Here is a 26,079-nt window from a genome sequence, read left to right as displayed (position 1 = left end):
CCGCGAAGCGACGACACAGACTTCCGCAATTCGTAAGGAGCAACCGAAACCATGGCGGTTTCCGTAACCCTTCCGGCGCTCGGCGAGAGCGTCACCGAGGGCACTGTCACCCGCTGGCTGAAGGCCGAGGGTGAGCGAGTAGAGGCCGACGAGCCGCTGCTCGAGGTGTCGACCGACAAGGTCGACACCGAGATCCCCTCCCCCGCCGCCGGTGTGCTGGCGTCCATCAAGGTCGCCGAGGACGAGACGGTCGAGGTCGGCGCCGAGCTGGCCGTCATCGACGACGGCTCGGGCGCGCCCGCCGCCGACCCGGCCCCGGCCGCCGAGCCCGAGCCCGAGCCCGCCGCGGCTCCGGAGCCGGCCGCTGCCGCGCCGTCCACCGAGCAGGCCGCCCCGGCGCCCGCTCCCACCGCCGAGGCCGCCTCCGGCGGCGGCTCCGCCGAGGGCACGGACGTCGTCCTGCCCGCGCTCGGCGAGTCCGTCACCGAGGGCACCGTCACCCGCTGGCTGAAGTCGGTCGGCGACTCCGTCGAGGCCGACGAGCCGCTGCTCGAGGTCTCCACGGACAAGGTCGACACCGAGATCCCGGCGCCCACCTCCGGTGTGCTGCTGGAGATCACGGTCGGCGAGGACGAGACCGCCGAGGTCGGCGCCAAGCTGGCCGTCATCGGCGCCCCGGGTGCGGCTCCGGCCGCTGCCCCGGCCCCCGCCGCCCCGGCCCCGGCCGCCGAGGCCCCCGCCCCGGCTCCGGCGCCCGCCCCCGCGGCGCCCGCGCCGACCCCGGCCCCGCAGGCGCCCTCGGCTCCGGCCCCGCAGCAGCAGACGGCTCCGGCGCCCGACCCGGCGCCCGCCGCTCCGGCCCCGGCCCCGGCGCCCGCTCCGGCCGCCGCCGCCCCGGCTCCGGCCCCGGCCGCGACCTCCGGTGACGACGGCGCCTACGTCACCCCCCTGGTGCGCAAGCTCGCCGCCGAGCACGGTGTCGACCTGGCCGCCGTCAAGGGCACCGGTGTGGGTGGCCGTATCCGCAAGCAGGACGTCGTCGCCGCCGCCGAGGCCGCGAAGACCGCCGCCGCTCCGGCCCCCGCCGCCGCGGCCGCCCCCGCCGCGAAGAAGGCGCCGAGCCTGGAGGCCTCCCCCCTCCGTGGCCAGACCGTCAAGATGCCGCGCATCCGCAAGGTCATCGGCGACAACATGGTCAAGGCGCTGCACGAGCAGGCGCAGCTGTCCTCGGTCGTCGAGGTCGACGTCACGCGTCTGATGAAGCTGCGTGCCCGGGCCAAGGACGCTTTCGCGGCCCGTGAGGGCGTCAAGCTCTCCCCGATGCCGTTCTTCGTCAAGGCGGCGGCCCAGGCGCTGAAGGCGCACGCGCCGATCAACGCCAGGATCAACGAGGGCGAAGGCACGATCACCTACTTCGACACCGAGAGCATCGGTATCGCGGTGGACTCCGAGAAGGGCCTGATGACCCCGGTCATCAAGCACGCGGGCGACCTCAACCTCGCCGGCATCGCCAAGGCCACGGCGGAGCTCGCGGGCAAGGTCCGCGCGAACAAGATCACGCCCGACGAGCTGTCCGGCGCGACCTTCACCATCTCCAACACCGGTTCGCGCGGCGCGCTCTTCGACACGATCATCGTGCCGCCGGGCCAGGTCGCGATCCTCGGCATCGGTGCCACGGTCAAGCGTCCGGCCGTCATCGAGACCGAGGACGGCCCGGTCATCGGCGTCCGCGACATGACGTACCTGACCCTGTCCTACGACCACCGTCTGGTGGACGGCGCCGACGCGGCCCGTTACCTGACCGCGGTCAAGGCGATCCTGGAGGCGGGCGAGTTCGAGGTCGAGCTCGGCCTCTGACCGTCCTGCGCACAGGCTGTACGGCGCCCCGTCCGGAACCTCTCCGGACGGGGCGTCGCCGTTGCGGCGGGGCCGGCCGCCGGACCACGGAGCTGTATCGTCCGGTTCCGCCGCGCGCTCCACGGCGCGACCAGGCCGGACGTGTAAGCCTCGTCTCACCTGCGCATAAGCACCCTCACCCGCCCCACCCGCGGAGCGAACCGGCCTTATTGTCTAAGCGTCAAAGCCCTCCCTAAGGAGCACTCATGACCGCGCCCGTCGTCCACTCGCTGCGCGAACAGATCCGCGAGCACATCGTGGAGGGGATCGTGAGCGGGCGCTGGAAGCCGGGCGAGCGCATCGTCGAGCGGCGGATCGCGACCGAGCTGGAGGTCAGCCAGACGCCGGTGCGGGAGGCGCTGCGCGAGCTGGAGTCGCTGCGGCTGATCGAGTCGGCGCCCAACAAGGGCGTACGGGTGCGGAATCTGACCGCGGCCGACCTGGAGGAGAGCTACCCGGTCAGGGCCGGTCTGGAGGCCATCGCGGCGGAGCTGGCGGCGGAGCGGCTGGCGGCGGACTGCTCGGCCCTGGAGCCGCATGTCGCCGCGCTCTACGAGGCCGACCGTGCCTCCGACGGCACCGGCCAGGTGCGGCACACCGTGGGGTTCCACCGGGAGATGGTCCGCGCCGCCGGGAACTCCGTCCTGCTGCACACCTGGGAGGGGCTCGGCATCGAGGTGTTCACGGCCCTGTCGATCCGCTGGCTGGGGACGGTGCAGCAGTCCTACGCGGAGGAGCACGAGGAGCTGGTGCAGGCCTTCCGGCGCCGGGATCCGCGTATCGCCGAACTCGTCAAGGCGCACGTCCTGGGCTGCGCCCCGCGCCACGAACCCTGAGCGCGACCCCGCTCATACGTACCCCTCGGGCGTATCCCCACCTGCGGAAACCACCGGAAACGACGGCACCCGGTGTCTCCTGGCGAGGCACCCCGTGCCTACTTTCTCGAAATCAAGAGGTTTTGCCCCGCAACCCTTTGATCGATCATCGATCAGGGAGTTACAGTCGCCGACGGGCCTCCACCGAGGCCCCAGCCCTGTCCTGCCAAAGACCTAGGGCGACCCCGAACCCTTACCGATGAGGGAACCCCCTTCGACTGAGGAAGGCGGCGACATGACCGACCCCAACGCCATCCAGCCGAGCGAGCTCGACCAGCTCCCGGACCGCGACCCCGAGGAGACCGCCGAGTGGCAGGCCTCCCTGGACGCGGTCGCGAAGGCTGCCGGCCCGCACCGTGCCGCGTACCTGATGCGCCGCACGCTGGAGAGGGCGGAGGCGGGCGGCATCGCGCTGCCGAAGCTGCTCGAGACCGACTACGTCAACACCATCCCCACCGCCGCCGAGCCGTCCGCGCCCGGCGACGAGGAGATGGAGCGGAAGATCACCGCGTGGAACCGCTGGAACGCGGCCGCGATGGTCACCCGTGGCTCCAAGTACGGCGTCGGCGGCCACATCGCCACCTTCGCCTCCGCGGCCTGGCTCTACGAGACCGGCTTCAACCACTTCTTCAAGGGCAAGGAGGCGGACGGCTCGGGTGACCAGCTCTACATCCAGGGCCACGCCTCCCCCGGCATCTACGCCCGCGCCTTCCTCGACGGCCGGCTGAACGAGGACCACCTCGACAACTTCCGCCGCGAGGCGGGGGGCAACGGACTGCCGTCGTACCCGCACCCGCGCCGGCTGCCCTGGCTGTGGGAGTTCCCGACCGTCTCCATGGGTCTCGGTCCGCTCTCCGCCATCTACCAGGCGCGCTTCAACCGGTACCTGACCAACCGCGGCATCAAGGACGTCTCCGCCTCCCACGTGTGGGCCTTCCTCGGCGACGGCGAGATGGACGAGCCCGAGTCGACCGCGGCACTCGCGCTCGCCTCCCGCGAGGGCCTGGACAACCTGACCTTCGTCATCAACTGCAACCTGCAGCGCCTCGACGGTCCGGTCCGCGCCAACTTCAAGATCGTGCAGGAGCTGGAGGCCCAGTTCCGCGGCGCCGGCTGGAACGTCGTCAAGACGCTGTGGGGCACCGCCTGGGACGAGCTGTTCCAGCTCGACACCACGGGCGCGCTGGTGCGACGGCTGCGCGAGGTACCGGACGCGCAGGTCCAGACGTACCAGACGCGGGGCGCCGCCTACATCCGCGAGGACTTCTTCGGCAAGGACCCGGCGCTCGCCGAGATGGCGAAGCTGCTGAGCGACGACAAGATCCTCGAGTGCTTCCACCTCTCCCGCGGTGGCCACGAGGCGCGCAAGGTCTACGCCGCCTACAAGGCCGCCGTCGAGTTCAAGGGCGCGCCCACGGTCATCCTGGCCCAGACGGTCAAGGGCCACACCCTCGGCGAGGGCTTCGCGTCGAAGAACGCCAACCACCAGATGAAGAAGCTGTCGGTGGACGAGTTCAAGGCGATGCGTGATCTTCTCGAACTGCCCATCAAGGACAGCGACTTCGTCGACGGGGTCGTGCCCTACGGCCACCCCGGCGCCGACTCCCCCGAGGTGCGCTACCTCCAGGAGCGCCGCGCCGCCCTCGGTGGTCCCGCCCCGGCCCGCCGGGTGCACCCGGTGGCCCCGCTGCCGGCCCCCGCCGAGAAGGCCTTCGCCTCCTTCGACAAGGGCTCCGGCTCGCAGAACGTGGCCACCACCATGGCCTTCGTCCGCCTGATCAAGGACCTGGTCCGCGACAAGGAGACGGGCCGGCGCTGGGTGCCGATCGTGCCCGACGAGGCCCGCACCTTCGGCATGGAGAGCCTCTTCCCGTCCCTGGGCATCTACTCCCCCAAGGGCCAGACGTACGAGCCGGTCGACCGTGACCAGCTGATGTACTACAAGGAGGCCACGAACGGCCAGATCCTCAACGAGGGGATCACCGAGGCCGGTTCGATGGCCGACTTCATCGCCGCGTCCACCGCGTACTCCACGCACGGTGAGGCGATGATCCCGTTCTACATCTTCTACTCGATGTTCGGCTGGCAGCGCACGGCCGACCAGATGTGGCAGCTCGGCGACCAGCTGGGCCGCGGCTTCCTCATCGGCGCCACGGCCGGCCGCACCACGCTCACGGGCGAGGGCCTCCAGCACGCCGACGGCCACTCCCCGGTCATCGCGGCGACCAACCCGGCGGCGCTGACCTACGACCCGGCGTTCGCCTACGAGGTCGCGGCCATCGTCAAGGACGGTCTGCGCCGGATGTACGGCGAGGCGGCCCCCGGCGAGGACCCGAACGTCTTCTACTACCTCACGGTCTACAACGAGCCCCTGCCGCAGCCGGCGAAGCCCACGGGCCTCGGCATCGACGAGGGCATCGTCAAGGGCCTGTACCGCTTCAACACGGCGGAGTCGGCTGGCCTGGACGTGGCCGCCGCCAACGCCCCGCGCATCCAGCTGCTGGGCTCCGGCACCGCGATCCACTGGGTCCTCCAGGCGCAGAAGCTGCTCGCCGAGGAGTGGGGTGTGGCCGCCGACGTGTGGTCCGCGACCTCCTGGACCGAGCTGCGCCGCGACGCGCTGGAGGCCGACGCGGCCCTGCTGCGCGGCGAGGAGCGGATGCCGTACGTCCGTCAGGCGCTGCACGGCGCCGACGGCCCGGTGCTGGCGGTCTCCGACTACATGCGCCAGGTCCCGGACCAGATCGCGCAGTGGGTCGAGCAGGACTACTCGTCGCTGGGCGCGGACGGCTTCGGTCTCTCCGACACCCGCGAGGGCGCCCGCCGCCACTTCGGCGTCGACGCCGAGTCGGTCGTGGTCGCGGCGCTCGCCCAGCTGGCACGGCGCGGCGAGGTCAAGGCGACGGCCGTGAAGGAAGCGCGGGAGCGGTACGGGTTGTAGTTCCGCCACGGATGCGTGAGTTCCCCGCGCCCCTGACAGCAGGTAGGCCCAGGCACGCCTGTCTTTCAGGGGCGCGGGGAACTGCGCGACCAGCCCCCACCGGCCCGCACCCGAAAACGCACCCGAAAACGCCCCCGACTCCGCCCACCCCGCGGAGCGCCCCGCATCATGGGCTGTATGCGTGCCGCCCGCCTCATCAAGATGGTTCTGCTGCTCCAGTCCCGGCCCTCCATGACCGCCGCCGAGCTGGCGAGCGAGCTGGAGGTGTCCGAGCGGACGATCACCCGGGACGCCCAGGCGCTGTCGGAGGCGGGCGTCCCGGTCTACGCGGACCGGGGGCGGGCCGGCGGTTACCGGCTGATCGGCGGGTACCGGACCCGGCTCACGGGGCTGGCCCGGGGCGAGGCGGAGGCGCTGTTCCTGAGCGGGGTGCCGGGGGCCCTGCGCGAGATGGGCCTGGAGGACGCCGCCTCGGCCGCCCGGCTGAAGGTGTCCGCGGCACTGCTCCCCTCGCTGCGGGACGCCCCGAGGACGGCTGCCCAGCGCTTCCACCTGGACGCCCCGAACTGGTGGAGCGAGCCGAAGACGCCCGAGCTGCTGCCTGCGGTCGCCGACGCGGTGTGGGACGACCGGCGGGTCACCGCCCGGTACCGCAAGGGCGCGGCGGAGGTCGAGCGGGAGCTGGAGCCGTACGGGCTCGTGCTGAAGGCCGGGGTGTGGTACCTGTGCGCACGGGTGGCCGAGCCGGGCGCGTTCCGGGTCTACCGCGTGGACCGGTTCACGACCGTGACGCCCTCGGCGGACCGGTTCTCCCGCGACGAGGCCTTCGAGCTGCCGGCCTTCTGGGAGGAGCAGGCGGAGCGGTTCGCGCGGTCGATCCTGCGGGCCGAGGTCGTCGTACGGCTGTCCCCGGAGGGGGCGCGGCGGCTGCCGTACGTCCTCGCCGACCGGGGCTCCGCCACCCAGGCGCTGGAGCGGGCCGGGGCAGCGGACGAGGACGGCTGGGTGAGGGTGACGGTCGCCGTGGAGTCGGAGGAGGTCGCCCGTACCCAGTTGCTGTCGCTGGGGCCGGAGGTGGAGGTGCTGGCCCCGGCGGGGCTGCGGGCGCTGTTCGCCGCGGACGCGAGACGTCTGGCCGCTCTGTACGGGACATAACAATCCTCCGCACTCCACGTGCGCCTCACCCGTTCAGGGCCGATGCTGGACCCGTGATGGACGAGACGGAGTTCTGGGAGCTGGTGGACGCCACCCGCGAGGCCGCCGAGGGCGACCCCGAGGAGCAGGCCGACCTGCTCGTCGACCGGCTCCTGCAACTGGACCCCGACATGGTCCTGGACTTCGCCCGTCACTTCGAGGCCCGCTACAACCGCGCGTACACCTGGGACCTGTGGGGCGCGGCCCGGGTGCTGCTCGACGGGGCCGGTGACGACACCTTCGACTTCTTCCGCTGCTGGCTGATCGGCCAGGGCCGCGAGGTCTACGAGGGCGCCGTGCACCACCCGGACGCGCTGGCCGACCTGCTCGACGACTTCGACGAGGAGATCGACGGCGACGGCGAGGAGCTCGGTTACGTCGCGGACGAGGCGTACGAGCAGCTCACCGGTGTCGTCGCACCGGACCTCGGCATCCCGCCGGCGCCCCCGGAGCCGGCGGGCGCGCCGCTGGACCTGGAGAACGAGCGGCTGCTGGCGGAGCGGTACCCCAAACTGTGGGAGCGGTTCAGGGGCTGACGTCTACCTCAGGGGGAACCATGGCTCGCATCCCGTACCCGGAACGTCCCGCCGACGGCGTCGCGAAGTTACCGGTGCCGCTGAACGCCTTCCGCATGCTCTCCCACGCCCCGCCGCTCACGGACACGGCGATCGACATGGGCCTCGCCGTGCTGCTGGAGTCGACGCTGCCGGTGCGGCTGCGAGAGTTGCTGATCATGGCGGTGGCCGCCGGCACGGACTGCGCGTACGAGGCCGTGCAGCACCGGCCGATCGCGCTCAACTCGGGCGTGACGGAAGGCCAGTTGGCGGCCGTCGCCGAACTGCGCGCCCATGGGCCGGAGTTCGACGCGGCGGAATCGGCGGCCCTCGCGGCGGCCTTCGACCTCGTCTCCCGGCACACCCTGTCCGAGGACGTCCTGGCGGCGCTCCGGGCCCACCACACCGACCGGCAGGTCGTCGAGATCGTCACGACGGTCGGCTACTACGTCATGCTGGCGGGCGTCATGAACGGGCTCGGGGTCGACCTCGATCCGTCCGGCGAGCGGTTCCTCGGGCTGACGGGCGACGGTCCCGGCTGAAGCCTCAGGCGGCGGACGCCCGCCTGCGGGCGGGGTCCGCCGGGAGGTACGCCTGCGTCTGGTCGGCCTTCAGCACCATGTGGTGCATCGGGGCCGCGTTGGCCTGGTCCAGGGCGGACGCCGTGACCGCGGCCGGACCGAGGACCACGGCCACGGCCGCGGTCAGGGCCGCCCAGGGGCCGCGGGCCGTCCTGGCCGTCCTCGCGTCGGAGTGCCTGCTGTTCATCTTCCCCACCTCCGGTCGATGTGTACGGCTCGACGCTAGGGCCGCCGCCTCGGGGTCATCCGTGAGCCGGCTGCGAGAAGTCTGTGAACCGGGGACCACCTCCGGGCGACGGCGGTGACCGAGGTCACGGGGCGGGTCCGGAACGTTCACCTCCGCACCCTTGACCGGCGGCGTGATCCCGGGCGTACCGTGGCCGCTCCCGCCGGTGTGCGGCCCTGAACAGGAGCGCCCTGCCCATGACCAGCCCGTCCGTGCGGGAGATCACGCGCGAGGAACACCTCGCCCACCTCAGGCTGCACCCCGACACGAGCCACCTCCAGATCCCCGAGTGGGCCGGCGTGAAGCCGGACTGGCTGGCGGAGAGCGTCGGCTGGTTCGAGGGCGGGGCGATGGTGACGGCGGCGCTGGTGCTGTACCGGCCGCTGCCCGGCACCCGGCGCTTCCTGGCCTACCTGCCGGACGGGCCCGGCATCGACTGGCGGGACCCGCGCCTGGAGCGCCTGCTGGACCCGCTCGTCGCCCATCTGGAGGCGCGCGGCGCGTTCTCGGTGCGGATCGGTCCGCCGGTCGTCGTGCGCCAGTGGGACCCGGCGACGGTCGCGGCGGGGATCGCCGACCCCGCCGTACGCCATCTGCGCGACCTGCCCGCGGCGGCCATCGACGGGTACGCGCTGGACGCGGCCGAGCGGCTGGGGCGGCTCGGGTGGCGGCGGTGCGAGGAGGGCGGGGAGCACGGCTTCGGTCTCGGCCAGCCGCGGTACGGCTGCCTCGTCCCGCTGGCGGGGCGCACCGCGGACGATCTGCGCGCCGGCCTCGCCGGGCACTGGGAGCGGTCGCTGCGCACGGCCGAGGGGGCCGGGGTGCGGGTCTCCTGGGGCACGGCGGCGGACCTGCCCGACTTCTACCGGCTGTACGCCGCGACCGCCGCGCGCGACGGCTTCCGGGCCCGCCCGCCGGACTACTTCCGCCGCCTGTGGCAGGCCCTGAACGCCGAGGACGACGACCGGGTGCGGCTGTATCTGGCCGAGCACCAGGGCGAGGTGCTCTCCGCCGCGCTCATGATCAACGTCGGCTCGTGCTCCTGGCACTCCTACGCCGCGTCCGGGCGGCAGGGGCGTCAGCTGCGGCCCAGCAGTGCCCTGGTGTGGCGGATGATGAACGACGCGCGGTCCGCGGGTGTGGAGACGTACGACCTGCGGTCCGTCACGCCCGCCCTCGACCAGGACCGGCTGCTGGGGCGGCTGCGCTTCAAGACGGGCGCGGGGGGCCGTGCCGTGGAGTACCTCGGCGAGTGGGAGCGGCCCGTGGGCAGCCAGGGGAAGGTGCTCCAGCGGGCCGTGCGGGCGTATCTCGGGCGGCGGGGAGTCAGCCGGTGACGACCGTCATGGCGTAGGCCCCCGTCCAGGGGGTCGGAGCGCGGTCGCCGTCAGGGGGGTGCCGGGAGCCTGCCCTGGAGGCGCGCCGCGGTCTGTCTGATCTCCGGGAGGCGGGCGGTGAGGGCGGCGCCGGGGCAGCTGGTCATGTAGCCCTCGGCGTGCCCCGCCACGGCGGGCAGGGTCGCGGTGGTGCCGGCGGCGTAGCGGCTCAGGCCGTTGCTGGAGGTCAGTCGCACGCGTGCGCGCGGGTCGATGTCCGCGAGGCCCAGCTTCCAGGCCGCCAGCGCCGCTATCGCGTCCGTCATCGCCCGGGGTACGGAGACGCCCGCGGTGAAGGTGCCCAGGGCCGCGACGCCGGTCGTGCGGTGGTTGAAGCCCTGGGTGTGGGCGCCGGTGACGGGGCGGTCGGTACCGCCCGCGCGCCCCTCGTAGATCGTGCCGCAGCGGTCGACGAGGAAGTTGTAGCCGATGTCGTCCCAGTGCCGGGCGCCGGTCTGGCCCGCGGCGAGGTAGCGGATGATGCGGGGCGCCTCGGCGCAGTCGTAGCCGTTGGGCGAGTCGGTGTGGTGGACGAAGACGGCGACGACCTTGTCGTCGTAGCGGGCCGGGGGCGGGGTGAGCGCGGCGGTGCTCGCCTCGCCGGTGGCGGCCGCCCAGACCGACCTCGGCACGATCGGCGGCCTCGCCGCGTGGTGCGCGCCCGCGGGACGGGCCGCCAGGCGGTGCGCGGCCCCGGCCGCGCGTTCGACGCCGTGTGCGCAGAGCACGAGCGCCGCGACGGCCGTCAGCCCGGGCAGACAGGCGAGCACGCGCAGCGCGCGGGGGGATATCCGCGAGGGCCCGGCCGGTGCGCGCAGGGGCGCGCGGACCGGCCGCCGCCGTCGCATCCCGCGGGCTCGTCGGACACGCATGGTCCCACTGTCTGCCGGATCCGCCGCGCCCGCGATGTGTGGTGTGCCACCCGGTGGAACCATCGTCCCGGTCCGGGGCGTTTCTCCGGATGCGACGCACACCCGCACGCACGCGTGGCCGGTTCCGGGCACCCCGCGCGGGTATGTGTGATCACCGGGCTCGTCCCGCCCGTACTAAGGGGTCCGAGAGAAAGGCGGCTCCGTGGACCTGCTCGACATCCTGCTGGTGCTGGCGATCCTGGCCTACGCGGCCTCCGGCTACCGGCGCGGCCTCGTGGCCGGCTGTGTCTCGCTCGCCGGGTTCGTGGGCGGCGCGGTCGTCGGCGTGTGGGTACTGCCGTGGATCATGGACCTGGTCACGCCGGGCAGCACCACGGCGACGATCACCGCGGTGCTCACGGTGCTGCTCCCGGCGGTGCTCGGGCACGAACTGGCGGGCAGGCTGGCGCTGCGGCTGCGCCGGGAGCTGGACCGGGGACCGCTCAGGGTCGCCGACGGGGTGGGCGGGGCCGCGGCGAACTCGATCGCCGTGCTGATCGTGGCGTGGGTGGCGGCGAGTGTGCTGGGCGCCTCCTCCTCGGCCGTCCTCACCACCGCGATCCAGGACTCACGGCTGCTCGGGGCGGTCCAGGACGCCATGCCGGAGACCACGCCGGCCTGGTTCTCCCGGGCCACCTCCGCGCTCACCGAGGCGGGCTTCCCGCAGGTCTTCAACCCCTTCGAGAACGAGTCGACGGCCCGGGTCGCCAAGCCCACCGGCGACAGCGTCACCGCGAGCGCCACCCGGGCCGCCCAGCGCAGCACCGTGAAGATCGAGGGCGTCTCCGGCACCCAGGGCCGCGAGGGCAGCGGTTTCGTGTACTCCCGCGAGCACGTCATGACCAACGCCCACGTGGTGGCCGGCATCGACGAGCCGACCGTTCGCGTCGGCGGGGTGGGACGGTCGTACGAGGCGCGCGTGGTGCTCTTCGACCCGGACAAGGACGTGGCCGTGCTGTACGTGCCCGGCCTTCGGGCGCCGGTCCTGCGCTTCGACGACGACGCCTCGCGCGGGGACTCCGCAGTCGTGGCCGGCTATCCGCAGGACGGGGACCTGAACCTCCAGGCGGCCACCGTGGCCAACCGGGTGCGGGCGACCGGCCAGAACATCTACAACGACGAGACGGTCACCCGCGAGATCTACTCGATCCGCTCCACCGTCCGCCCCGGCAACTCCGGCGGCCCGCTGCTCACCACGACCGGTGAGGTCTACGGCGTCGTCTTCGCCCGCTCGACCTCCGACGCCGAGACGGGGTACGTCCTGACCGCCGACGAGGTGGCCGACGACGCCCGGCGCGCGGCGGGCGCGACGGCTCCGGTGGACACCGGCGAACTGGCGACCTCGTAGCCGTCCGCGGCGCGGTGGCGGGCGCCCCGCTCGGCGGCGGGGCACTGTCACAGCCGCGGCGTACGCTTCCCCGGTGAGCACCAAGCACCCCTCCTCACTGACCGAGCGCCGCAAGGCGGCGACCCAGCTGGACATCGCACGCGCCGCCGCCGAACTGTTCACCGAGCACGGGCCGGACGGCACCACGGCCGAGGCCATCGCCGAGCGCGCCGGGGTCGCGCCGCGCACCTTCTACCGGTACTTCCGCAGCAAACAGGACGCCGTCGGCCCGCTGCTTGCCCGGGCCGCGGACCGCTGGCGCGAGCTGCTGGCGGTGGCCGAGCCGGGTACCGCCGGGCTGCCGCGGGCGCTGGAGCGGGCGATCGAGGAGTCGCTGTCGGTGCCGGACGCGCACGCGGCGGACGGGTTGCGGCAGACCCGGGCGCTGCTGCGGGCCGCGACGGCGGACCCGGCGCTGCGGGCGGTGTGGTACCGGGTGAACCAGGAGTCCGAGGAGAAGCTGCTCCCGGTGCTGACGAAGCTCGCCGGAGCGGACGCCGACCCGCTGGCGGTGCGGCTCGCGGCGGCGGCCGCCACGGACGCGATCCGGGTCGCGATGGAGACCTGGGCGGCGACGGACGCGGACACCACCGGCCCCGGCTCCCCGGCGGAACTGGCGGTGCGGTGCCTGCGGGAACTGGCGGGCGGGATGCGGCTGTTGACCGACGGCGGGCGCTGAGCGGTCCGCCGGCGAGCCGTGGGGGCCGCTCAGGTCACAGGTCGCGCCCCATGAGGACGTCGTCCACGTAGACGCCGTCGAGGAGGAACTCCTCGGGCAGCACGCCCTCCACGACGAACCCCTCGGACTCGTAGAGCTTGCGGGCCGGTGTGTTGTGGGCGAGGACGCGCAGGGTGAGACGGCGGGCGCCGAGCCTCCTGGCCTCCTCCTGCGCCGCGCGCAGCAGCCCCCGGCCCACCCCGGCCCCGCGTGCCTCGGCGGCGACGACCAGGCCCTGGATCTGGCGGACGTGCGCGTTGCTGGCCAGCGGGGTCGGGAAGGCGAGCCTGAGGTAGCCGACGAGCACACCGTCGAGTTCGGCGACGAGATGGTCGCGCGGCCCGAACCGCTCACCGTAGAAGGGCTCGTACGGGGGCTGGGGGCGCGGTGCGACCGCGTGCAGCGTGGACCAGGTGGCGCGGTCGAGGCGACCCAGCGCGTCCTCGTCGTCGAAGGTGGCGTGACGTATGTGCATGCCGGCCACCCTACGGCGCGCGCGAGCGGGACCCGGTGGGGGTTCGGAGCACAATGGGCGGCATGCATCGTTCCCGAATCGCGGTGGCCGGCGCGTCCGGACTCATCGGCAGCGCCCTGGTCCGCTCTCTGACGGCCGACGGACACGAGGTGGTGCGCCTGGTGCGCCGGGCACCCCGGGGCGACGGCGAGGTGCGCTGGGACCCCGAGGGCAGGCGGGTGGACACCGCGGGGCTCGCCGGGTGCGACGCCGTGGTGAACCTCGCGGGCGTCGGGATCGGCGACCGGCGCTGGACGGAGGCGTACAAGGCGCGGATCCGGTCCAGCCGGGTCGACGGCACCGCGGCGCTCGCGGAGGCCGTCGCCGCGCTGGACGAGCCGCCGCGGGTCTTCGTCAACGGCAGCGCGATGGGCTACTACGGCGAGACCGGCGACCGGGTCGTCGACGAGAGCGCGCCGCCCGGGGAGGGGTTCCTGCCGGAGCTGTGCGTGGAGTGGGAGGCGGCGGCGGCTCCGGCGCGGGAGGCGGGGGTGCGGACCGTGTTCACGCGGACCGGGCTGGTGGTGTCCCGCGAGGGCGGGGCCTGGGGGCGGTTGTTCCCGCTGTTCAAGGCGGGGCTCGGGGGGCGGTTGGGCGACGGGCGGCAGTACTGGTCGTTCATCTCGCTGCACGACGAGGTGGCCGCGATCCGGCATCTCCTCGACACCGACGGGCTGTCCGGACCGTTCAACCTGACCGCCCCGAACCCCCTGACCAACCGGGAGATCACCGAGGCGATGGGACGCGTACTGCACCGGCCGACCCTCCTGTCGGTGCCCGCGCCGGTGCTGCGGACGGTGCTCGGGGAGCTGTCCTCGGATGTGCTGGGCAGCCAACGGGTGGTGCCGAAGCGGCTGTTGGAGTCGGGGTTCACCTTCGCGTTCCCGGAGATCGAAGGGGCCGTCCGAGCCGCCGGGTGACGCCATGCGACCGGCGTGCGACCGTGCCCTGTCGATGCGCGACTGTCCCTGACCGGACGGCGTCTTAACCTCGAGCCGAACTCGGGTATCCCCGGAGCCAGTTGGGGGCATGACGTCTCCACCGGCCGCGCAACCTCGAGGAGGGGCACGTGCTTGAGCCCACGTACCAGGCGGACGTCGTGATCGTGGGAGCCGGGGTCGCCGGGCTCTCCGCCGCGCATCGGTTGACCAGCGCGGGAGTGACGACCGCGGTGCTGGAGGCCGCCCATGCGGTGGGCGGCCGTATGTCGACGGAGAAGGTCGACGGTTTCCGGCTCGACCGGATCGGACAGCTGCTGTCCACGGCGTACCCGGAACTACGCATGACGCCGGGGCTCGACGGACTCGTGCTGCGTCCGTTCGCGCCGGGTGTCCTGCTGCACAGCGACGGGCGCCACCACCGCGTGCACGCCCCGGTCGGCGCCGGGAGCGCGCGGGGCGCACTCCACGCGGTGCGCGCCCTGGCGAGCGCCCCCCGGCCGACGGCGGCCACCGTGCTCAGCCCGCTGGGCAGTCCCGTGGACCAGGCCCGCCTCGGCGCCGCGCTCACCCGGATCGCGAACACCCCGGTCGAGCGCCTGCTGTCCCGCCCCGAGTCGCCCGCCGGTCAGGCCCTCGCCGCGCGCGGTCTGCCCGCCCGGACGATCGACGGCTTCCTGCGCCCGCTGCTCGCCGCGCTGCTGTGCGACCCGGAGCTGACCACGTCCAGCCGCTGCGCCGACCTCGCGCTGCGCGCCTTCGCCGCCGGGCGGCTGTGTGTGCCGGAGGGCGGCGCGGAGGTGCTGCCGGAGCTGCTGGCGCGCTCGTTGCCGCCGGGGACGGTGCACACGGGGGTCCGGGTCACGTCGGTGTCGACCAGCTCGGTCAGCACGGCGGACCACGGCGCGTTCCGCTGCCGCGCGGTCCTGCTGGCCACCGACGCCCGTACCGCGGCGGACCTGCTGCCGGGCCTGCGGGTACCGGACTTCCACCCGGTGACCGTGGTCCACCACACCACGGACGAACCGCCGCAGACGGGTGCGTCGATGCTGCTGGACGCGGACCGGGGCGGTCCGGTGGCCCACACGGCGGTGGTGAGCCACGTGGACCCGAGCCGCGCGCCGGCGGGCCGCGCCCTGGTCAGCTCGACCGTCCTCGGCCCGCCCCCGCCGGACGTCGACACGGCCGTCCGCATGCACCTCGCCCGCCTCTACGGCACCCCCACCGACCGCTGGGAGACCCTCGCCGTCCACCACACCCCGCAGGCAGTACCGGCCATGCGGGCACCGCACGACCTGCGGCGCCCGGTGCGGCTCCTGGCCGGCCTGTACGTGTGCGGCGACCACCGCGACACCAGCACGGTCCAGGGCGCCCTGCACTCGGGCCACCGGGCGTCCACGGCGATCCTGACGGACCTCGGCTCGGCGGTCCCGATGCACCGGGCGGAACCCCTGCCCACCACGCAGGCCGCCTGAACCCACCCAGGGGCGCGGGGAACTGCGCGACAAGCCGCGACGGTGTCGCGCAGTCCCCCCGGGCCCTGGCGACCGCCTCACCCCATGGCCGCGACCTTGTCGCGATACCCCCGCACCGGTGCCGCGTCCTTGTACGGCTCCAACCGCTTCTCGAAGTCGCGCACATACTCGATCGCCCGCACCGACCGCATCTCCACGGCCGCCCCCGCCGCCTCCGCCCCCAACGCGCACGCCTGGTCCAACTCCCCCAGCCCCAGCCGGGCGGAGGCCAGCACCACCCGGCAGAAGAGCCGGCTCCGGGCGAACGCGGGCGCCCGCAACTGCAGGGACCGCTCGGCGTGCTGGGCGGCCGCGCGGAACTGCTGAAGATCCCGGTGCGCGTGCCCGAACTCGTCCGCCAGCTGCGCCTCGTCGAAGAACCGCGCCCAGTACGGGACCTCGTCACCGGGCCGGGCCGCCTCCAGGGCGCGCTCGGCCCGCACCAGCGCCCCGGTGCAGGCCCGCACCTCCCCCAGCACCCCGTGACCGCGCGCCTCGACCGCGTGCAGCAGCGCCTGCACCACCGGCGGGGCGTTGGTGCCGACGCCCTGCTGGGCCACCCGCGCCAGCTGCACCGCCTCGCGCCCGTGCCCGAGGTAGACCGCCTGACGGCTCATCGTGATCAGCACATAACTGCCGTAGGCCCGGTCCGCCGCCGCCTGCGCGAGCCGCAGCGACTGCACGAAGTACCGCTGCGCGAGCCCGTGCGCCGCGATGTCGTACGAGGTCCAGCCGGCGAGCCGGGTCAGGTCGGCCGCGGCCGCGAAGAGCCGGCGGCCGGTCTGCTCGCCGTAGGTGCCGCGCAGCATCGGCTCGCACTCGTGCTCCAGGTAGCGCACGAGGGCCTGGCGGGCGTGGCCGCCGCCGTACATGTTGTCGAGGGAGCGGAAGAGCTCGCCGACCGAGCGCAGGGCGGCGATGTCGCCGCCGGTGACCTTCTGGCCGGGGCCGCGTTCGGCGCCGCGCTGCCGGGGCACCGCGGGGCGGCCCTGGAGGGGGACGCGGGCCGGTGGCTCGCCGCGGGCCACCTTCTCGTCGGCCCGGCCGATCAGCCAGTCACGGCTGGGCACGACGAGTCCGGCCGGGGTGAAGGCGATCTTGCGCAGTTCGGCGTGGCTGCCGGAGTCCTTGCGCCACAGCCCGCTGACGATGTCGACGGCCTCCTCGGGGGTGGCCGCGAACTCCAGGCCCGCGTAGACCGGGGCACAGGCGTCCAGTCCCAGGTCCTGGGCGCTGAGGCGGCGGCCGAGCCGGCGGGTGAAGACCTCGGCGATGAGGGCGGGGGTGGTGCCGCGGGGCTGCTGGCCGCGCAGCCACCGGGTGACCGATGTCTTGTCGTATCTCAGATCAAGCCCGTGTTCCAGTCCGAGCTGGTCCACGCGACGGGCGAGTCCCGCGTTGGAGAACCCCGCTTCTGCGATGAGCGCGGCGAGCTGTCGATTGGGAGTGCGCTGCGCGGGTCGTTCCGTCATCTGCGGTGGTGTCTCCTGCCCGGATTGCCGGTGAGCAGCCCTTTTGGCCTTCTGTAGGACGGCGCGAATGTAGCGGAGAGTAAGCAGGCCCTCGCACACTTCGACGTTCGTTCATCCGATCGTGTGAGGATTGACCGCACGGCTGACGCTCGACGCTCGGTCGTACAGTGGCGTAGGCACAGTTCGTGCCTTACAGCTCTCCAGGGAGGCGCTTGCCGTGAGTGAGTTGCGGTTCGTCCGCATGGGATTCGGTGCGGATGCCGTCGAGTACCAGCAGGCGTGGGACGAGCAGCGCCGGGTGCACGCGGCGCGGTTCGCGGACGAGGTCCCCGACACCGTCCTGCTGCTCGAACACCCGCCGGTGTACACGGCCGGCCGGCGCACGGCGGAGAGCGAGCGGCCCCTGGACGGGACGCCGGTCATCGACGTGGACCGCGGCGGCAAGATCACCTGGCACGGCCCGGGCCAGCTGGTGGGCTACCCGATCCAGAAGCTCCCGCGTCCGGTGGACGTCGTGGCGCACGTACGACGCCTGGAGGAGGCGCTGATCCGCACCTGCGCGGAGTTCGGCGTGGAGACCTCGCGCGTCGAGGGGCGCAGCGGCGTATGGGTCCTCGGCGACCCCGTCGAGCAGCGTCCGGCGCTCGGCGGCCTCTCGCTGGACCTCGACCCCCGGCTGCACGACGAGGAGTTCGACCCGCGGCTGAACGGGCCCGAGTACGCGCCGTCCAACGCCGGCCAGCGCCGCGAGGACCGCAAGATCGCCGCGATCGGCATCCGGGTCGCCAAGGGCGTCACCATGCACGGCTTCGCGCTGAACGTGAACCCGGACAACCGCTGGTTCGACCGGATCATCCCGTGCGGCATCCGGGACGCGGGGGTGGCGTCCCTGGCGGACGAACTCGGGCGGGACGTGACGATCTCCGAGGTGCTGCCGGTGGTCGAGCGGCACCTGAGGGACGTCCTCGAGAATGCCGATCTGAAGCCTCGGGAGATCGAGAAGGCTCCGGCGTAATCGGTCGGCGGTGCCTGCGGGCCGGTGAGGGTCGGCCGGGGGCGGTCGGGCAGTTCCCCGCGCCTCCGCCGGGCCGGGAATGGTGCCCGGAGCCCTGCGGTTGGCCTCAGCTGTAGGGCCCTACAAAACACGGGCGTACCCTGGTGTACGCCGAAGAATCGAAGCTACAGGGAGCCGATGTGTCCGCAGTCACACCCGACGGACGCAAGATGCTGCGCCTGGAGGTCCGGAACGCCCAGACCCCCATCGAGCGCAAGCCCGAGTGGATCAAGACGCGGGCGAAAATGGGTCCCGAGTACACCGCGATGCAGAAGCTCGTCAAGAGCGAGGGCCTGCACACGGTCTGCCAGGAAGCCGGCTGTCCCAACATCTACGAGTGCTGGGAGGACCGCGAGGCGACCTTCCTCATCGGCGGCGACCAGTGCACCCGGCGCTGCGACTTCTGCCAGATCGACACCGGCAAGCCCGAGGCCCTGGACCGCGACGAGCCGCGCCGGGTGGGCGAGTCCGTGGTCACCATGGACCTGAACTACGCCACCATCACCGGCGTCGCCCGCGACGACCTGGAGGACGGCGGCGCCTGGCTGTACGCCGAGACGGTGCGCCAGATCCACGAGCAGACCGCGGGTCGCGAGGCCGGCCGCACCAAGGTCGAGCTGCTGGCCCCGGACTTCAACGCCGTCCCGGAGCTGCTCCGGGAGGTCTTCGAGTCCCGCCCCGAGGTCTTCGCGCACAACGTCGAGACGGTGCCGCGGATCTTCAAGCGCATCCGCCCCGGCTTCCGCTACGAGCGCTCCCTGAAGGTCATCACCGAGGCCCGCGACTTCGGCCTGGTGACCAAGTCCAACCTGATCCTCGGCATGGGCGAGACCCGCGAGGAGGTCAGCGAGGCGCTGAAGCAGCTGCACGACGCCGGCTGCGAGCTCATCACCATCACGCAGTACCTGCGGCCCTCCGTCCGCCACCACCCCGTGGAGCGCTGGGTCAAGCCGCAGGAGTTCGTAGAGCTGAAGGAGGAGGCCGACCAGATCGGCTTCTCCGGTGTGATGTCGGGCCCGCTGGTCCGGTCCTCGTACCGCGCGGGCCGCCTGTACCAGATGGCCATCGAGAAGCGCGGCGCGTACGTGGCCTCCCAGGCCGTCTGATGGCACGCAGTGCCATCCGGTGCGTGTGAATCTGCGCACAAGCAGCTACCGCCCGGTAGTGGCCGATCGTCGCGGCCCCGAACGTCCCCGCAGCTGGGGGCGGTGTCGGGGCCGCGTCGGCGTTCTCCGGCCGCGCACCGAGGCGACATGTGCGTTTGACCGGCCGGTCACGCCCTGGTAACACCAATCAGTGACCCTGTTTGTACAGGCCGTGCACCCTACGCCACGGTGCCTTTTCCCGAGGGAGACCTCCATCATGCAGGCCGCGCCCGTCCGCGCCACCGCGATCCCGTCGTTCACCGATGCACTCCGTGTCGTCGAGTCGCTGCTCATGAGCGGCGGCCAGCGCACCGCCCGCCGCAACGCCTGGACGTCCGTCCTGGAGGACCGTCGCCGCGCCAAGGACAGGGTCGAGGCGCAGCTCGTGCTGGAGCAGACGCTCCTGGCCCGTCCCTGAGGCGTTCGTCTCCCGGCACTGCCGTCGTCGGCGCTCCAGGGGCCACGTAGACTTCGTGGCATGGCGAGAAGTGACAGTGCGGCGGATGCCGCGAACCCCGGGCGACTGAAGCAGATCGCCCTGACGTACAAGATGACCCGCAAGGCCGACAAGACGATCGGACTTGTTCTCGCGGGTGTCTTCATCCTCATCCTCGGTGTCTTTCTCGCGATCGGCTTCCTGATCGGCCACCCGGTCTACCTGGGCATCCTGGGCCTTCTGCTCGCCTTCCTCGGGACGGCGATCGTCTTCGGACGCCGGGCCGAGCGGGCCGCCTTCGGACAGATGGAGGGCCAGCCGGGTGCCGCAGCGGCCGTGCTGGACAACATCGGCCGGGGCTGGACGACGACCCCCGCGGTGGCGATGAACCGCAGCCAGGACGTGGTGCACCGGGCCGTCGGCAAGGCCGGCATCGTGCTCGTCGCCGAGGGCAACCCGAACCGGGTGAAGGGCCTGCTGGCCGCCGAGAAGAAGAAGATGAACCGGATCGTCGCGGACGTACCCGTGCACGACCTGATGGTCGGCACCGGCGAGGGCCAGATCCCGCTGAAGAAGCTGCGCACCACCATGCTGAAGCTGCCCCGGGTGCTGACCGGCCCGCAGGTGACCGCCACCAACGACCGGCTGCGGGCGATGGGCGACCTGATGAAGAACATGCCGCTCCCCAAGGGGCCCATGCCGAAGGGCATGAAGCTCCCCAAGGGCGGCCCGAAGGCGCGCTGACCGACTCCTCGTGCGACGAAGCTCCTCGTGTGACGAAGGGGGCCCGGAGATCTCTCTCCGGGCCCCCTTCGTCACACGGGCCGGGCCCTTCGTCGCACGAGGACAGGGCCGGCCTGGGACGGGCCTAGATCCGCACCTCGACCGTGCGGGCCAGCCTGTCGTGCAGGCCGCGGCCGTCGCGGTCCCAGATCAGGGCCGGGACGGCGAGACACAGCAGGGCGCTGCGCAGCAGGCCGCGCAGCGGGCTCGGGCGGCCGGTCGCCAGGTCGACGACGCGCAGGCCGAACAGGCGCTTGCCCGGGGTGAAGCCGATCGTCCCGACGGTGAGCACGCTCATCACGAAGAAGACCAGCAGCGCCCAGTTCGAGGTCGTCTGCGTGTAGCTCTGCGTGATCAATTGGGATGCAATCAGCACGCTCATCGCCCAGTCCACGACGATCGCCCCGATCCGCCGCCCCGGCCGGGCGATGGAACCCGGCCCCTCCTTCGGCAGGCCCAGCTGCTGCCCCCGGTAACCGAAGTCCACACCGGCTTGCTCGGCGGCCGCGCGGGGTCCCGAGAGCCACGATCCGATTGCTTCCCTCTTGTCCACCCGTCCACCGTACTGTGCGCGTTTCGGGATACGGACAGGTGGGGTGAGGCGAACGGAGTCCGGTTAACTTGTGCGAAACAAATGGGTCACGCCCGAGAAACCACCCGTCCCTAGGGTCGGGAGCAGCGTGTGCCACCGCACTGGCCGCACGAACGAACTACCACCCCGGCATCGAATCGTCGGGAGTAGGAGGAGCTGGATGTTCCAGAACGCCGACGAGGCCAAGAAGTTCATCGCGGACGAGGACGTCAAGTTCGTCGACGTCCGCTTCTGCGACCTGCCGGGCGTCATGCAGCACTTCACGCTGCCTGTCGAGGCGTTCGACCCGGACGAGGAGCTGGCGTTCGACGGCTCGTCGATCCGTGGCTTCCAGGCCATCCACGAGTCCGACATGGCGCTGCGCGCGGACCTGTCGACCGCCCGGGTCGACCCCTTCCGCCGCGACAAGACGCTCAACATCAACTTCTTCATCCACGACCCGATCACCGGCGAGCAGTACAGCCGTGACCCGCGCAACGTGGCCAAGAAGGCCGAGGCCTACCTCGCCTCGACTGGTATCGCCGACACCGCGTACTTCGGTCCCGAGGCGGAGTTCTACGTCTTCGACTCGGTCCGCTTCTCGACCTCGGCGAACGAGAGCTTCTACCACATCGACTCCGAGGCCGGCGCCTGGAACACCGGTGCGGTCGAGAACAACCGCGGTTACAAGGTCCGCTACAAGGGCGGCTACTTCCCGACCCCGCCGGTCGACCACTTCGCCGACCTGCGTGCCGAGATCTCCCTGCAGCTGGCCGCCTCCGGCCTCCAGGTCGAGCGCCAGCACCACGAGGTGGGCACCGCCGGCCAGGCCGAGATCAACTACAAGTTCAACACGCTGCTCGCCGCGGCCGACGACCTCCAGCTCTTCAAGTACATCGTGAAGAACGTGGCCTGGAAGAACGGCAAGACCGCGACCTTCATGCCGAAGCCGATCTTCGGTGACAACGGCTCGGGCATGCACGTCCACCAGTCACTGTGGAGCAACGGCGACCCGCTGTTCTACGACGAGGCCGGCTACGCGGGCCTGTCGGACACCGCCCGCTACTACATCGGCGGCATCCTCAAGCACGCCCCGTCGCTGCTGGCCTTCACCAACCCGACGGTGAACTCCTACCACCGTCTGGTCCCGGGCTTCGAGGCGCCGATCAACCTGGTGTACTCGCAGCGCAACCGCTCCGCGGCCATGCGTATCCCGATCACGGGCTCCAACCCGAAGGCCAAGCGCGTCGAGTTCCGCGCGCCCGACTCCTCCGGCAACCCGTACCTGGCCTTCTCGGCCCTGCTGCTCGCGGGCCTCGACGGCATCAAGAACAAGATCGAGCCGGCCGAGCCGATCGACAAGGACCTGTACGAGCTGGCTCCCGAGGAGCACGCGAACGTCGCCCAGGTCCCGACCTCGCTGCCGGCCGTCCTCGACTCCCTCGAGGCCGACCACGAGTTCCTGCTCCAGGGCGACGTGTTCACCCCGGACCTGATCGAGACGTGGATCGACTTCAAGCGGACGAACGAGATCGCCCCGCTCCAGCTGCGTCCGCACCCGCACGAGTTCGAGCTGTACTTCGACGTGTGATCGGACCGCGGCCGGTTCTCCCGGCTGTTCCGGCGCCCCCGTCCTGGTTTCTCAGGGCGGGGGCGCCGTCGTATGGTTTCGGGAACAGACGTGCGATCGGGGGGTTGTGGGGATGGCCGAACAGGACGACTCGGAGCGGGAGTTCGACATCAGGTGGGCCGACGGTGCCGCGCACAAGGAGCCGTCCGCGCGGGCCCGGATGCTCGCCGCGCGCTGGAAGGACAACCCGCCGGCCGCCCAGCCGTTCCGCGCGGACCCGGAGCGGGTGCGCCGGCCTCGGTCGCCCTGGACGTCGACGGCCCTCGTCCTCGGCTGCGTGTTCGCGGTCATCGTGCTGCTGGGGTACGCGAACTTCCGGGCGCCGTACTAGACACGGGCGCGGCAGCGTGGGCGGACGGCACCGGTGATCCGGTGGCCCGAACCTTTGCTGGGCCTAGAGGTGATCACGACCGCTTCATGGTGGGGCCGCGTGCACACTGGCAGTGGGGCGCGTGCCTGACTGCGGGGTGACGCGGACGCTGAGCCGTCTCCGGAGCGACCGGCGGCCGACCGTGGGGATGACGGTCACGCCTCGCCGCGCGGATGCCGGCCACTGGATCCCGGACCGGCGACCGGCGACCGGATCAACTGGGCCGGATCTCGACCGGGTTGGGCGAGCCCGCGGCCCCGGGAAAGGCGGACTGAGAAGACATGGGGCTGCTGGACATCCTGCTCGGGCGGACCAAGCCGGTCGCGCCCGATCTCGACCAGCTCTTCGCACTGGTGCCCGCGGCGGTGACCCTGGAGGCCGCCACGGGGTTCGTCCCGACCGGCGGCGGCGCGGTGTGCTTCACGACGGTCGAGGGTGCCGCGTTCGAGCAGACGCACCGCGAGGTTCAGGCGCTGCTGGACGCGGACGCCGACCGCGACGGCCCGTCGGTGCTGCTGCGGCGCGACGCGTACGGCTGCTCCTGGCTGGTGTCCGAGCGCACCCCCGACGAGCTGCCGCTGCTGGTGGACGACCTGCACGCCGTGAACGCCTCGATGGAGGTCAACGGCTTCGGCCCCCAACTGCTGTGCTCGCTGGCGAACTTCGGCGACGCCGAGGGCCGCACGCTCGCACTGGTCCATCTCTACAGGCGCGGCACCTGGTTCCCCTTCGCGCCGCTGCCCGGGGCGGGGCAGCGACGCGACGAAGCGCTGGAACTGCGGGTCAGGGCGGCCCTCGGGGGCCACCTGCGGATCGAGCAGGATCTGAACCGCTGGTTGTCGGTGTGGGGCGCCCCCGGCCTGTGAGGACCGAGGGCCATCCCGGCGGGGCTCACCACCCCGGTGGGACTCACCGCCCCTTCTTCTCGCGCTCCTGGCGGCGGGACTCGAAGGGGCGCTCCCGGCGGTACCGGCGCTCCCACTTGGCCTGCTTGTCCCGGCGGTCGCGGTACGCGCGGTAGTCGCCGGGCACGACCCCGGACGAGGAACCGCCGCGCGCCGAGGGCGGCGAGGACGGGCTCCTGCCGTACTGCATGTAGAGGAAGAGCACCGCGGCGGCGGCGAGCCAGTAGAGACTGTTTCCGAAACCTAGGACGACCAGGACCGCGGCCCCGGCCATGACGATGGTGCCCATCACGGGCCTCCGTGTACGTGTGTGGGTGAGCAGCAGAGTAGCCCCGAGTCCGCGTGGTGAAACCGGTCGTGCGGTAGGCGGTAGGGAGCAACTCCGCTCTGCGTGTCCAGCGTAAGGAGCCGGTTACTCGGCGTGCATCCCGTTTTCCCGGGGCGGGTGCGGGTGCGGGTGCCGGGCACGGTGGTCGGGTGACGGCCGGGCGCGGCGGACGTCACCGCGGTGTGCCCCCGGTTGTCAGTGCCGTCGGGGAGGATGCCCGCACGGACGGCCGGACGGATGGAGGCGGGATGAGCGAGGGGAAGCAGCGGCACGTCGGCGTGGAGGAGCGGCGGGCCCGGCTCGGGGTGCGGCACCGGCTGGCCGGGGTGGCGCGGGCGGCACGGCCCGAGGACGTCGCGGCCTCGCTCGTGGCGTTGCACGGGACCGACCCGGCGACCGTGTACCTGGCCGTCGGGGCGCGGCTGGAGCAGGCGGCGAGGACGGTGGCGGAGACCGAGCGGGCGTTGTACGACGACGGCACGCTGGTGCGGATGCACGGCATGCGGCGGACGGTGTTCGTGTTCCCGACCGAGCTGACCGCGGTCGTGCACGCCTCCACCGGGCTCGCCGTCGCCGCGCGGGAGCGTGCCGCGCTGGTGAAGGACATGGCGAGGGCCGGGGCGCCGGACGCCGCGTGGCTGGCGGAGGTCGAGGCGTCGACGCTCGCCGCGCTCGCCCGGCGCGGGCAGGCGACGGCGGCCGAACTCGCCCGCGACGAGCCCCGGTTGCGGGAGCAGTTCGTGTACGCGGCCGGGAAGAGCTACGAGGGGGTCCACACGGTCTCCACCCGGCTGCTGAGGGTGCTGGGCACCGAGGGGAAGGTCGTACGGGGGCGGCCGCTCGGGTCCTGGACGTCCTCGCAGTTCCGCTGGGCGCCGGCACCCGCGCACCCCGAGCTCGACGTCGCCGGGGCGCAGGCGTCACTGCTGGGCCGCTGGCTCGCGGCGTGCGGGCCGGCCACCGAGGACGACCTCAAGTGGTGGACCGGGTGGAAGGTGACGGAGGTCCGGCGGGCGCTGGCGGCGATCGGGGCGGAGGCGGTGGCCGTCGACGAGGGCGGGGCGTGGGTCGCGGCCGGGGACGCCGAACCGGTGACCGGTCCGGACGAGCCCTGGGCCGCGCTGCTGCCCGCGCTGGACCCGACGGCGATGGGCTGGTTCGGGCGGGACTGGTATCTGGCCCCGGAACTGCGGCCCTTGCTCTTCGACCGCAGCGGCAACGTGGGGCCGACGGTGTGGTGGAACGGGCGGGTGGTCGGAGGTTGGGCCCAGCGTGCCGACGGGGAGATCGTCTGGCGGCTGCCGGCGAAGGACGACGTGGGGCGCGAGGCGGAGGCGATGATCGCGGCCGAGGCCGACCGGCTGCGGGATTGGCTGGGGACGACCCGCGTGACACCACGCTTCCGGACGCCGCTGGAGCGGGAGTTGGCCGGGTAGGGGGCGGGTAGGGCGGCGCCACGCCGCCACCGGCCGGAGAGCGGCAGGCGGGGCGGTGCCGGAGCGGGCGGTGTGTCTGGCCGCCGGTCGAGGCCGGGCGGGGACGCCGCCCGGCCCCCCGGACGCGAGTGCCGCCCGGCGCCCCGGCCGCCGTTGGAGCGGGAGTTGGCCAGGCAGGGGGCAGCACGCCACCGCCGTCCGGAGAGCGCCAGGCACGGCGGTGCCAGAGCGGGCGGCGCGTCTGAAACGCCGGACGAGGCCGGACGGAGGGGTGCCCCCGGGCGCCCCGGACACGAGCCGCCCCGCGCCCCGGCCGCCGTTGGA

General features: G+C 72.8%; 25 protein-coding genes. 19 read left to right on the top strand and 6 right to left on the bottom strand.

Translation table 11 applies throughout. The annotated features are described in order from the left end of the window. The first annotated feature begins 51 nt into the window (after nucleotides 1-51). From sucB to ACH41F_RS02480, 6 genes are all read left to right on the top strand, one after another. Nucleotides 52-1,857, top strand: a complete 1,806-nt coding sequence (gene sucB / locus ACH41F_RS02505; RefSeq protein WP_398832345.1) for a 2-oxoglutarate dehydrogenase, E2 component, dihydrolipoamide succinyltransferase — start codon at nucleotides 52-54, stop codon at nucleotides 1,855-1,857. 245 nt (nucleotides 1,858-2,102) lie between these two features. Continuing rightward, nucleotides 2,103-2,732, top strand: a complete 630-nt coding sequence (locus tag ACH41F_RS02500) for an FCD domain-containing protein (RefSeq protein WP_391229792.1) — start codon at nucleotides 2,103-2,105, stop codon at nucleotides 2,730-2,732. 274 nt (nucleotides 2,733-3,006) lie between these two features. Then, nucleotides 3,007-5,712, top strand: a complete 2,706-nt coding sequence (gene aceE, locus ACH41F_RS02495) for a pyruvate dehydrogenase (acetyl-transferring), homodimeric type (protein ID WP_391229790.1) — start codon at nucleotides 3,007-3,009, stop codon at nucleotides 5,710-5,712. Between the two features lie 177 nt (nucleotides 5,713-5,889). Next, nucleotides 5,890-6,867, top strand: a complete 978-nt coding sequence (locus ACH41F_RS02490) for a helix-turn-helix transcriptional regulator (protein WP_398832341.1) — start codon at nucleotides 5,890-5,892, stop codon at nucleotides 6,865-6,867. 56 nt (nucleotides 6,868-6,923) lie between these two features. Further along, on the top strand, nucleotides 6,924-7,442 hold the full coding sequence (locus tag ACH41F_RS02485; RefSeq protein ID WP_391230578.1) for a DUF4240 domain-containing protein: 519 nt from the start codon (nucleotides 6,924-6,926) through the stop codon (nucleotides 7,440-7,442). Between the two features lie 20 nt (nucleotides 7,443-7,462). Further along, nucleotides 7,463-8,002, top strand: coding sequence for a carboxymuconolactone decarboxylase family protein (locus ACH41F_RS02480; protein ID WP_398832339.1), 540 nt, complete (start codon nucleotides 7,463-7,465; stop codon nucleotides 8,000-8,002). Nucleotides 8,003-8,006: 4 nt separating this feature from the next. On the opposite strand, the gene ACH41F_RS02475 is transcribed toward ACH41F_RS02480, so the two are convergent. Beyond that, nucleotides 8,007-8,228: a hypothetical protein gene (locus tag ACH41F_RS02475; RefSeq protein ID WP_391229783.1), complete on the bottom strand. Its 222-nt coding sequence runs from the start codon at nucleotides 8,226-8,228 to the stop codon at nucleotides 8,007-8,009. A 236-nt stretch (nucleotides 8,229-8,464) separates the two neighbouring features. Here ACH41F_RS02475 and ACH41F_RS02470 point away from each other — a divergent pair, with 236 nt between their 5' ends. Next, nucleotides 8,465-9,604 carry a lipid II:glycine glycyltransferase FemX gene (locus tag ACH41F_RS02470; protein WP_398832335.1) on the top strand — a complete coding sequence of 380 codons (1,140 nt, stop codon included), beginning with the start codon at nucleotides 8,465-8,467 and terminating at the stop codon, nucleotides 9,602-9,604. 50 nt (nucleotides 9,605-9,654) lie between these two features. Here the strand turns inward: ACH41F_RS02470 and ACH41F_RS02465 are convergent, their stop codons facing one another. Then, nucleotides 9,655-10,515, bottom strand: a complete 861-nt coding sequence (locus tag ACH41F_RS02465; protein ID WP_398832333.1) for a peptidoglycan recognition protein — start codon at nucleotides 10,513-10,515, stop codon at nucleotides 9,655-9,657. 202 nt (nucleotides 10,516-10,717) lie between these two features. Between ACH41F_RS02465 and ACH41F_RS02460 the strand changes: the two genes are divergently transcribed. Both ACH41F_RS02460 and ACH41F_RS02455 read left to right on the top strand, forming a co-directional pair. Continuing rightward, nucleotides 10,718-11,902 (top strand): MarP family serine protease, encoded by a 1,185-nt coding sequence (locus tag ACH41F_RS02460; protein WP_398832331.1) that lies wholly within the window; start codon nucleotides 10,718-10,720, stop codon nucleotides 11,900-11,902. A 73-nt stretch (nucleotides 11,903-11,975) separates the two neighbouring features. Next, nucleotides 11,976-12,620: a TetR family transcriptional regulator gene (locus ACH41F_RS02455; protein ID WP_391229773.1), complete on the top strand. Its 645-nt coding sequence runs from the start codon at nucleotides 11,976-11,978 to the stop codon at nucleotides 12,618-12,620. 34 nt (nucleotides 12,621-12,654) lie between these two features. On the opposite strand, the gene ACH41F_RS02450 is transcribed toward ACH41F_RS02455, so the two are convergent. Further along, nucleotides 12,655-13,134, bottom strand: coding sequence for a GNAT family N-acetyltransferase (locus ACH41F_RS02450; protein WP_398832327.1), 480 nt, complete (start codon nucleotides 13,132-13,134; stop codon nucleotides 12,655-12,657). A gap of 62 nt (nucleotides 13,135-13,196) precedes the next feature. Between ACH41F_RS02450 and ACH41F_RS02445 the strand changes: the two genes are divergently transcribed. Both ACH41F_RS02445 and ACH41F_RS02440 read left to right on the top strand, forming a co-directional pair. Beyond that, entirely contained in the window at nucleotides 13,197-14,093 is an 897-nt protein-coding gene (locus ACH41F_RS02445) for a TIGR01777 family oxidoreductase (protein WP_398832325.1), read from the top strand. A 149-nt stretch (nucleotides 14,094-14,242) separates the two neighbouring features. Continuing rightward, nucleotides 14,243-15,586, top strand: coding sequence for an NAD(P)/FAD-dependent oxidoreductase (locus ACH41F_RS02440; protein WP_398832323.1), 1,344 nt, complete (start codon nucleotides 14,243-14,245; stop codon nucleotides 15,584-15,586). 77 nt (nucleotides 15,587-15,663) lie between these two features. Here the strand turns inward: ACH41F_RS02440 and ACH41F_RS02435 are convergent, their stop codons facing one another. Next, a complete protein-coding gene (locus ACH41F_RS02435; protein WP_391229765.1) occupies nucleotides 15,664-17,097 on the bottom strand; it encodes a regulator in 1,434 nt (477 codons plus the stop codon). Between the two features lie 217 nt (nucleotides 17,098-17,314). Here ACH41F_RS02435 and lipB point away from each other — a divergent pair, with 217 nt between their 5' ends. From lipB to ACH41F_RS02415, 4 genes are all read left to right on the top strand, one after another. Next, nucleotides 17,315-18,112: a lipoyl(octanoyl) transferase LipB gene (lipB, locus tag ACH41F_RS02430; protein ID WP_398832320.1), complete on the top strand. Its 798-nt coding sequence runs from the start codon at nucleotides 17,315-17,317 to the stop codon at nucleotides 18,110-18,112. Nucleotides 18,113-18,291: 179 nt separating this feature from the next. Continuing rightward, nucleotides 18,292-19,257 carry a lipoyl synthase gene (lipA, locus tag ACH41F_RS02425; protein ID WP_391229761.1) on the top strand — a complete coding sequence of 322 codons (966 nt, stop codon included), beginning with the start codon at nucleotides 18,292-18,294 and terminating at the stop codon, nucleotides 19,255-19,257. 256 nt (nucleotides 19,258-19,513) lie between these two features. After that, nucleotides 19,514-19,714 (top strand): hypothetical protein, encoded by a 201-nt coding sequence (locus ACH41F_RS02420; RefSeq protein ID WP_391229760.1) that lies wholly within the window; start codon nucleotides 19,514-19,516, stop codon nucleotides 19,712-19,714. Nucleotides 19,715-19,774: 60 nt separating this feature from the next. Further along, nucleotides 19,775-20,476, top strand: a complete 702-nt coding sequence (locus ACH41F_RS02415; RefSeq protein WP_391229758.1) for a DUF4191 family protein — start codon at nucleotides 19,775-19,777, stop codon at nucleotides 20,474-20,476. Between the two features lie 124 nt (nucleotides 20,477-20,600). Here ACH41F_RS02415 and ACH41F_RS02410 read toward each other — a convergent pair whose 3' ends face one another. After that, complete coding sequence (locus ACH41F_RS02410; RefSeq protein WP_398832317.1) at nucleotides 20,601-21,068, bottom strand: RDD family protein; 468 nt, start codon at nucleotides 21,066-21,068, stop codon at nucleotides 20,601-20,603. A gap of 199 nt (nucleotides 21,069-21,267) precedes the next feature. On the opposite strand from ACH41F_RS02410, the gene glnA reads away from it, so the two are divergent. The 3 genes from glnA (at nucleotide 21,268) to ACH41F_RS02395 (ending at nucleotide 23,952) form a co-directional block, all read left to right on the top strand. Further along, nucleotides 21,268-22,677, top strand: coding sequence for a type I glutamate--ammonia ligase (gene glnA / locus ACH41F_RS02405; RefSeq protein ID WP_391229755.1), 1,410 nt, complete (start codon nucleotides 21,268-21,270; stop codon nucleotides 22,675-22,677). A 112-nt stretch (nucleotides 22,678-22,789) separates the two neighbouring features. Continuing rightward, entirely contained in the window at nucleotides 22,790-23,047 is a 258-nt protein-coding gene (locus ACH41F_RS02400; RefSeq protein ID WP_391229753.1) for a hypothetical protein, read from the top strand. 320 nt (nucleotides 23,048-23,367) lie between these two features. Further along, nucleotides 23,368-23,952, top strand: coding sequence for a hypothetical protein (locus ACH41F_RS02395; RefSeq protein ID WP_398832314.1), 585 nt, complete (start codon nucleotides 23,368-23,370; stop codon nucleotides 23,950-23,952). A gap of 43 nt (nucleotides 23,953-23,995) precedes the next feature. Here ACH41F_RS02395 and ACH41F_RS02390 read toward each other — a convergent pair whose 3' ends face one another. Then, a complete protein-coding gene (locus tag ACH41F_RS02390; protein WP_398832312.1) occupies nucleotides 23,996-24,280 on the bottom strand; it encodes a hypothetical protein in 285 nt (94 codons plus the stop codon). Nucleotides 24,281-24,567: 287 nt separating this feature from the next. Between ACH41F_RS02390 and ACH41F_RS02385 the strand changes: the two genes are divergently transcribed. Continuing rightward, the gene (locus tag ACH41F_RS02385; RefSeq protein ID WP_398832309.1) at nucleotides 24,568-25,755 is read left to right on the top strand and encodes a winged helix DNA-binding domain-containing protein; all 1,188 of its coding nucleotides are present in this window, start codon (nucleotides 24,568-24,570) and stop codon (nucleotides 25,753-25,755) included. The last annotated feature ends 324 nt before the right edge of the window (nucleotides 25,756-26,079 follow it).

This window comes from Streptomyces sp. NPDC020489, assembly GCF_044386545.1.
Taxonomy (GTDB): domain Bacteria; phylum Actinomycetota; class Actinomycetes; order Streptomycetales; family Streptomycetaceae; genus Streptomyces.
The sequence above is the reverse complement of the archived record's forward strand: the minus strand, read 5'-3'. Positions and strand labels throughout refer to the sequence as shown.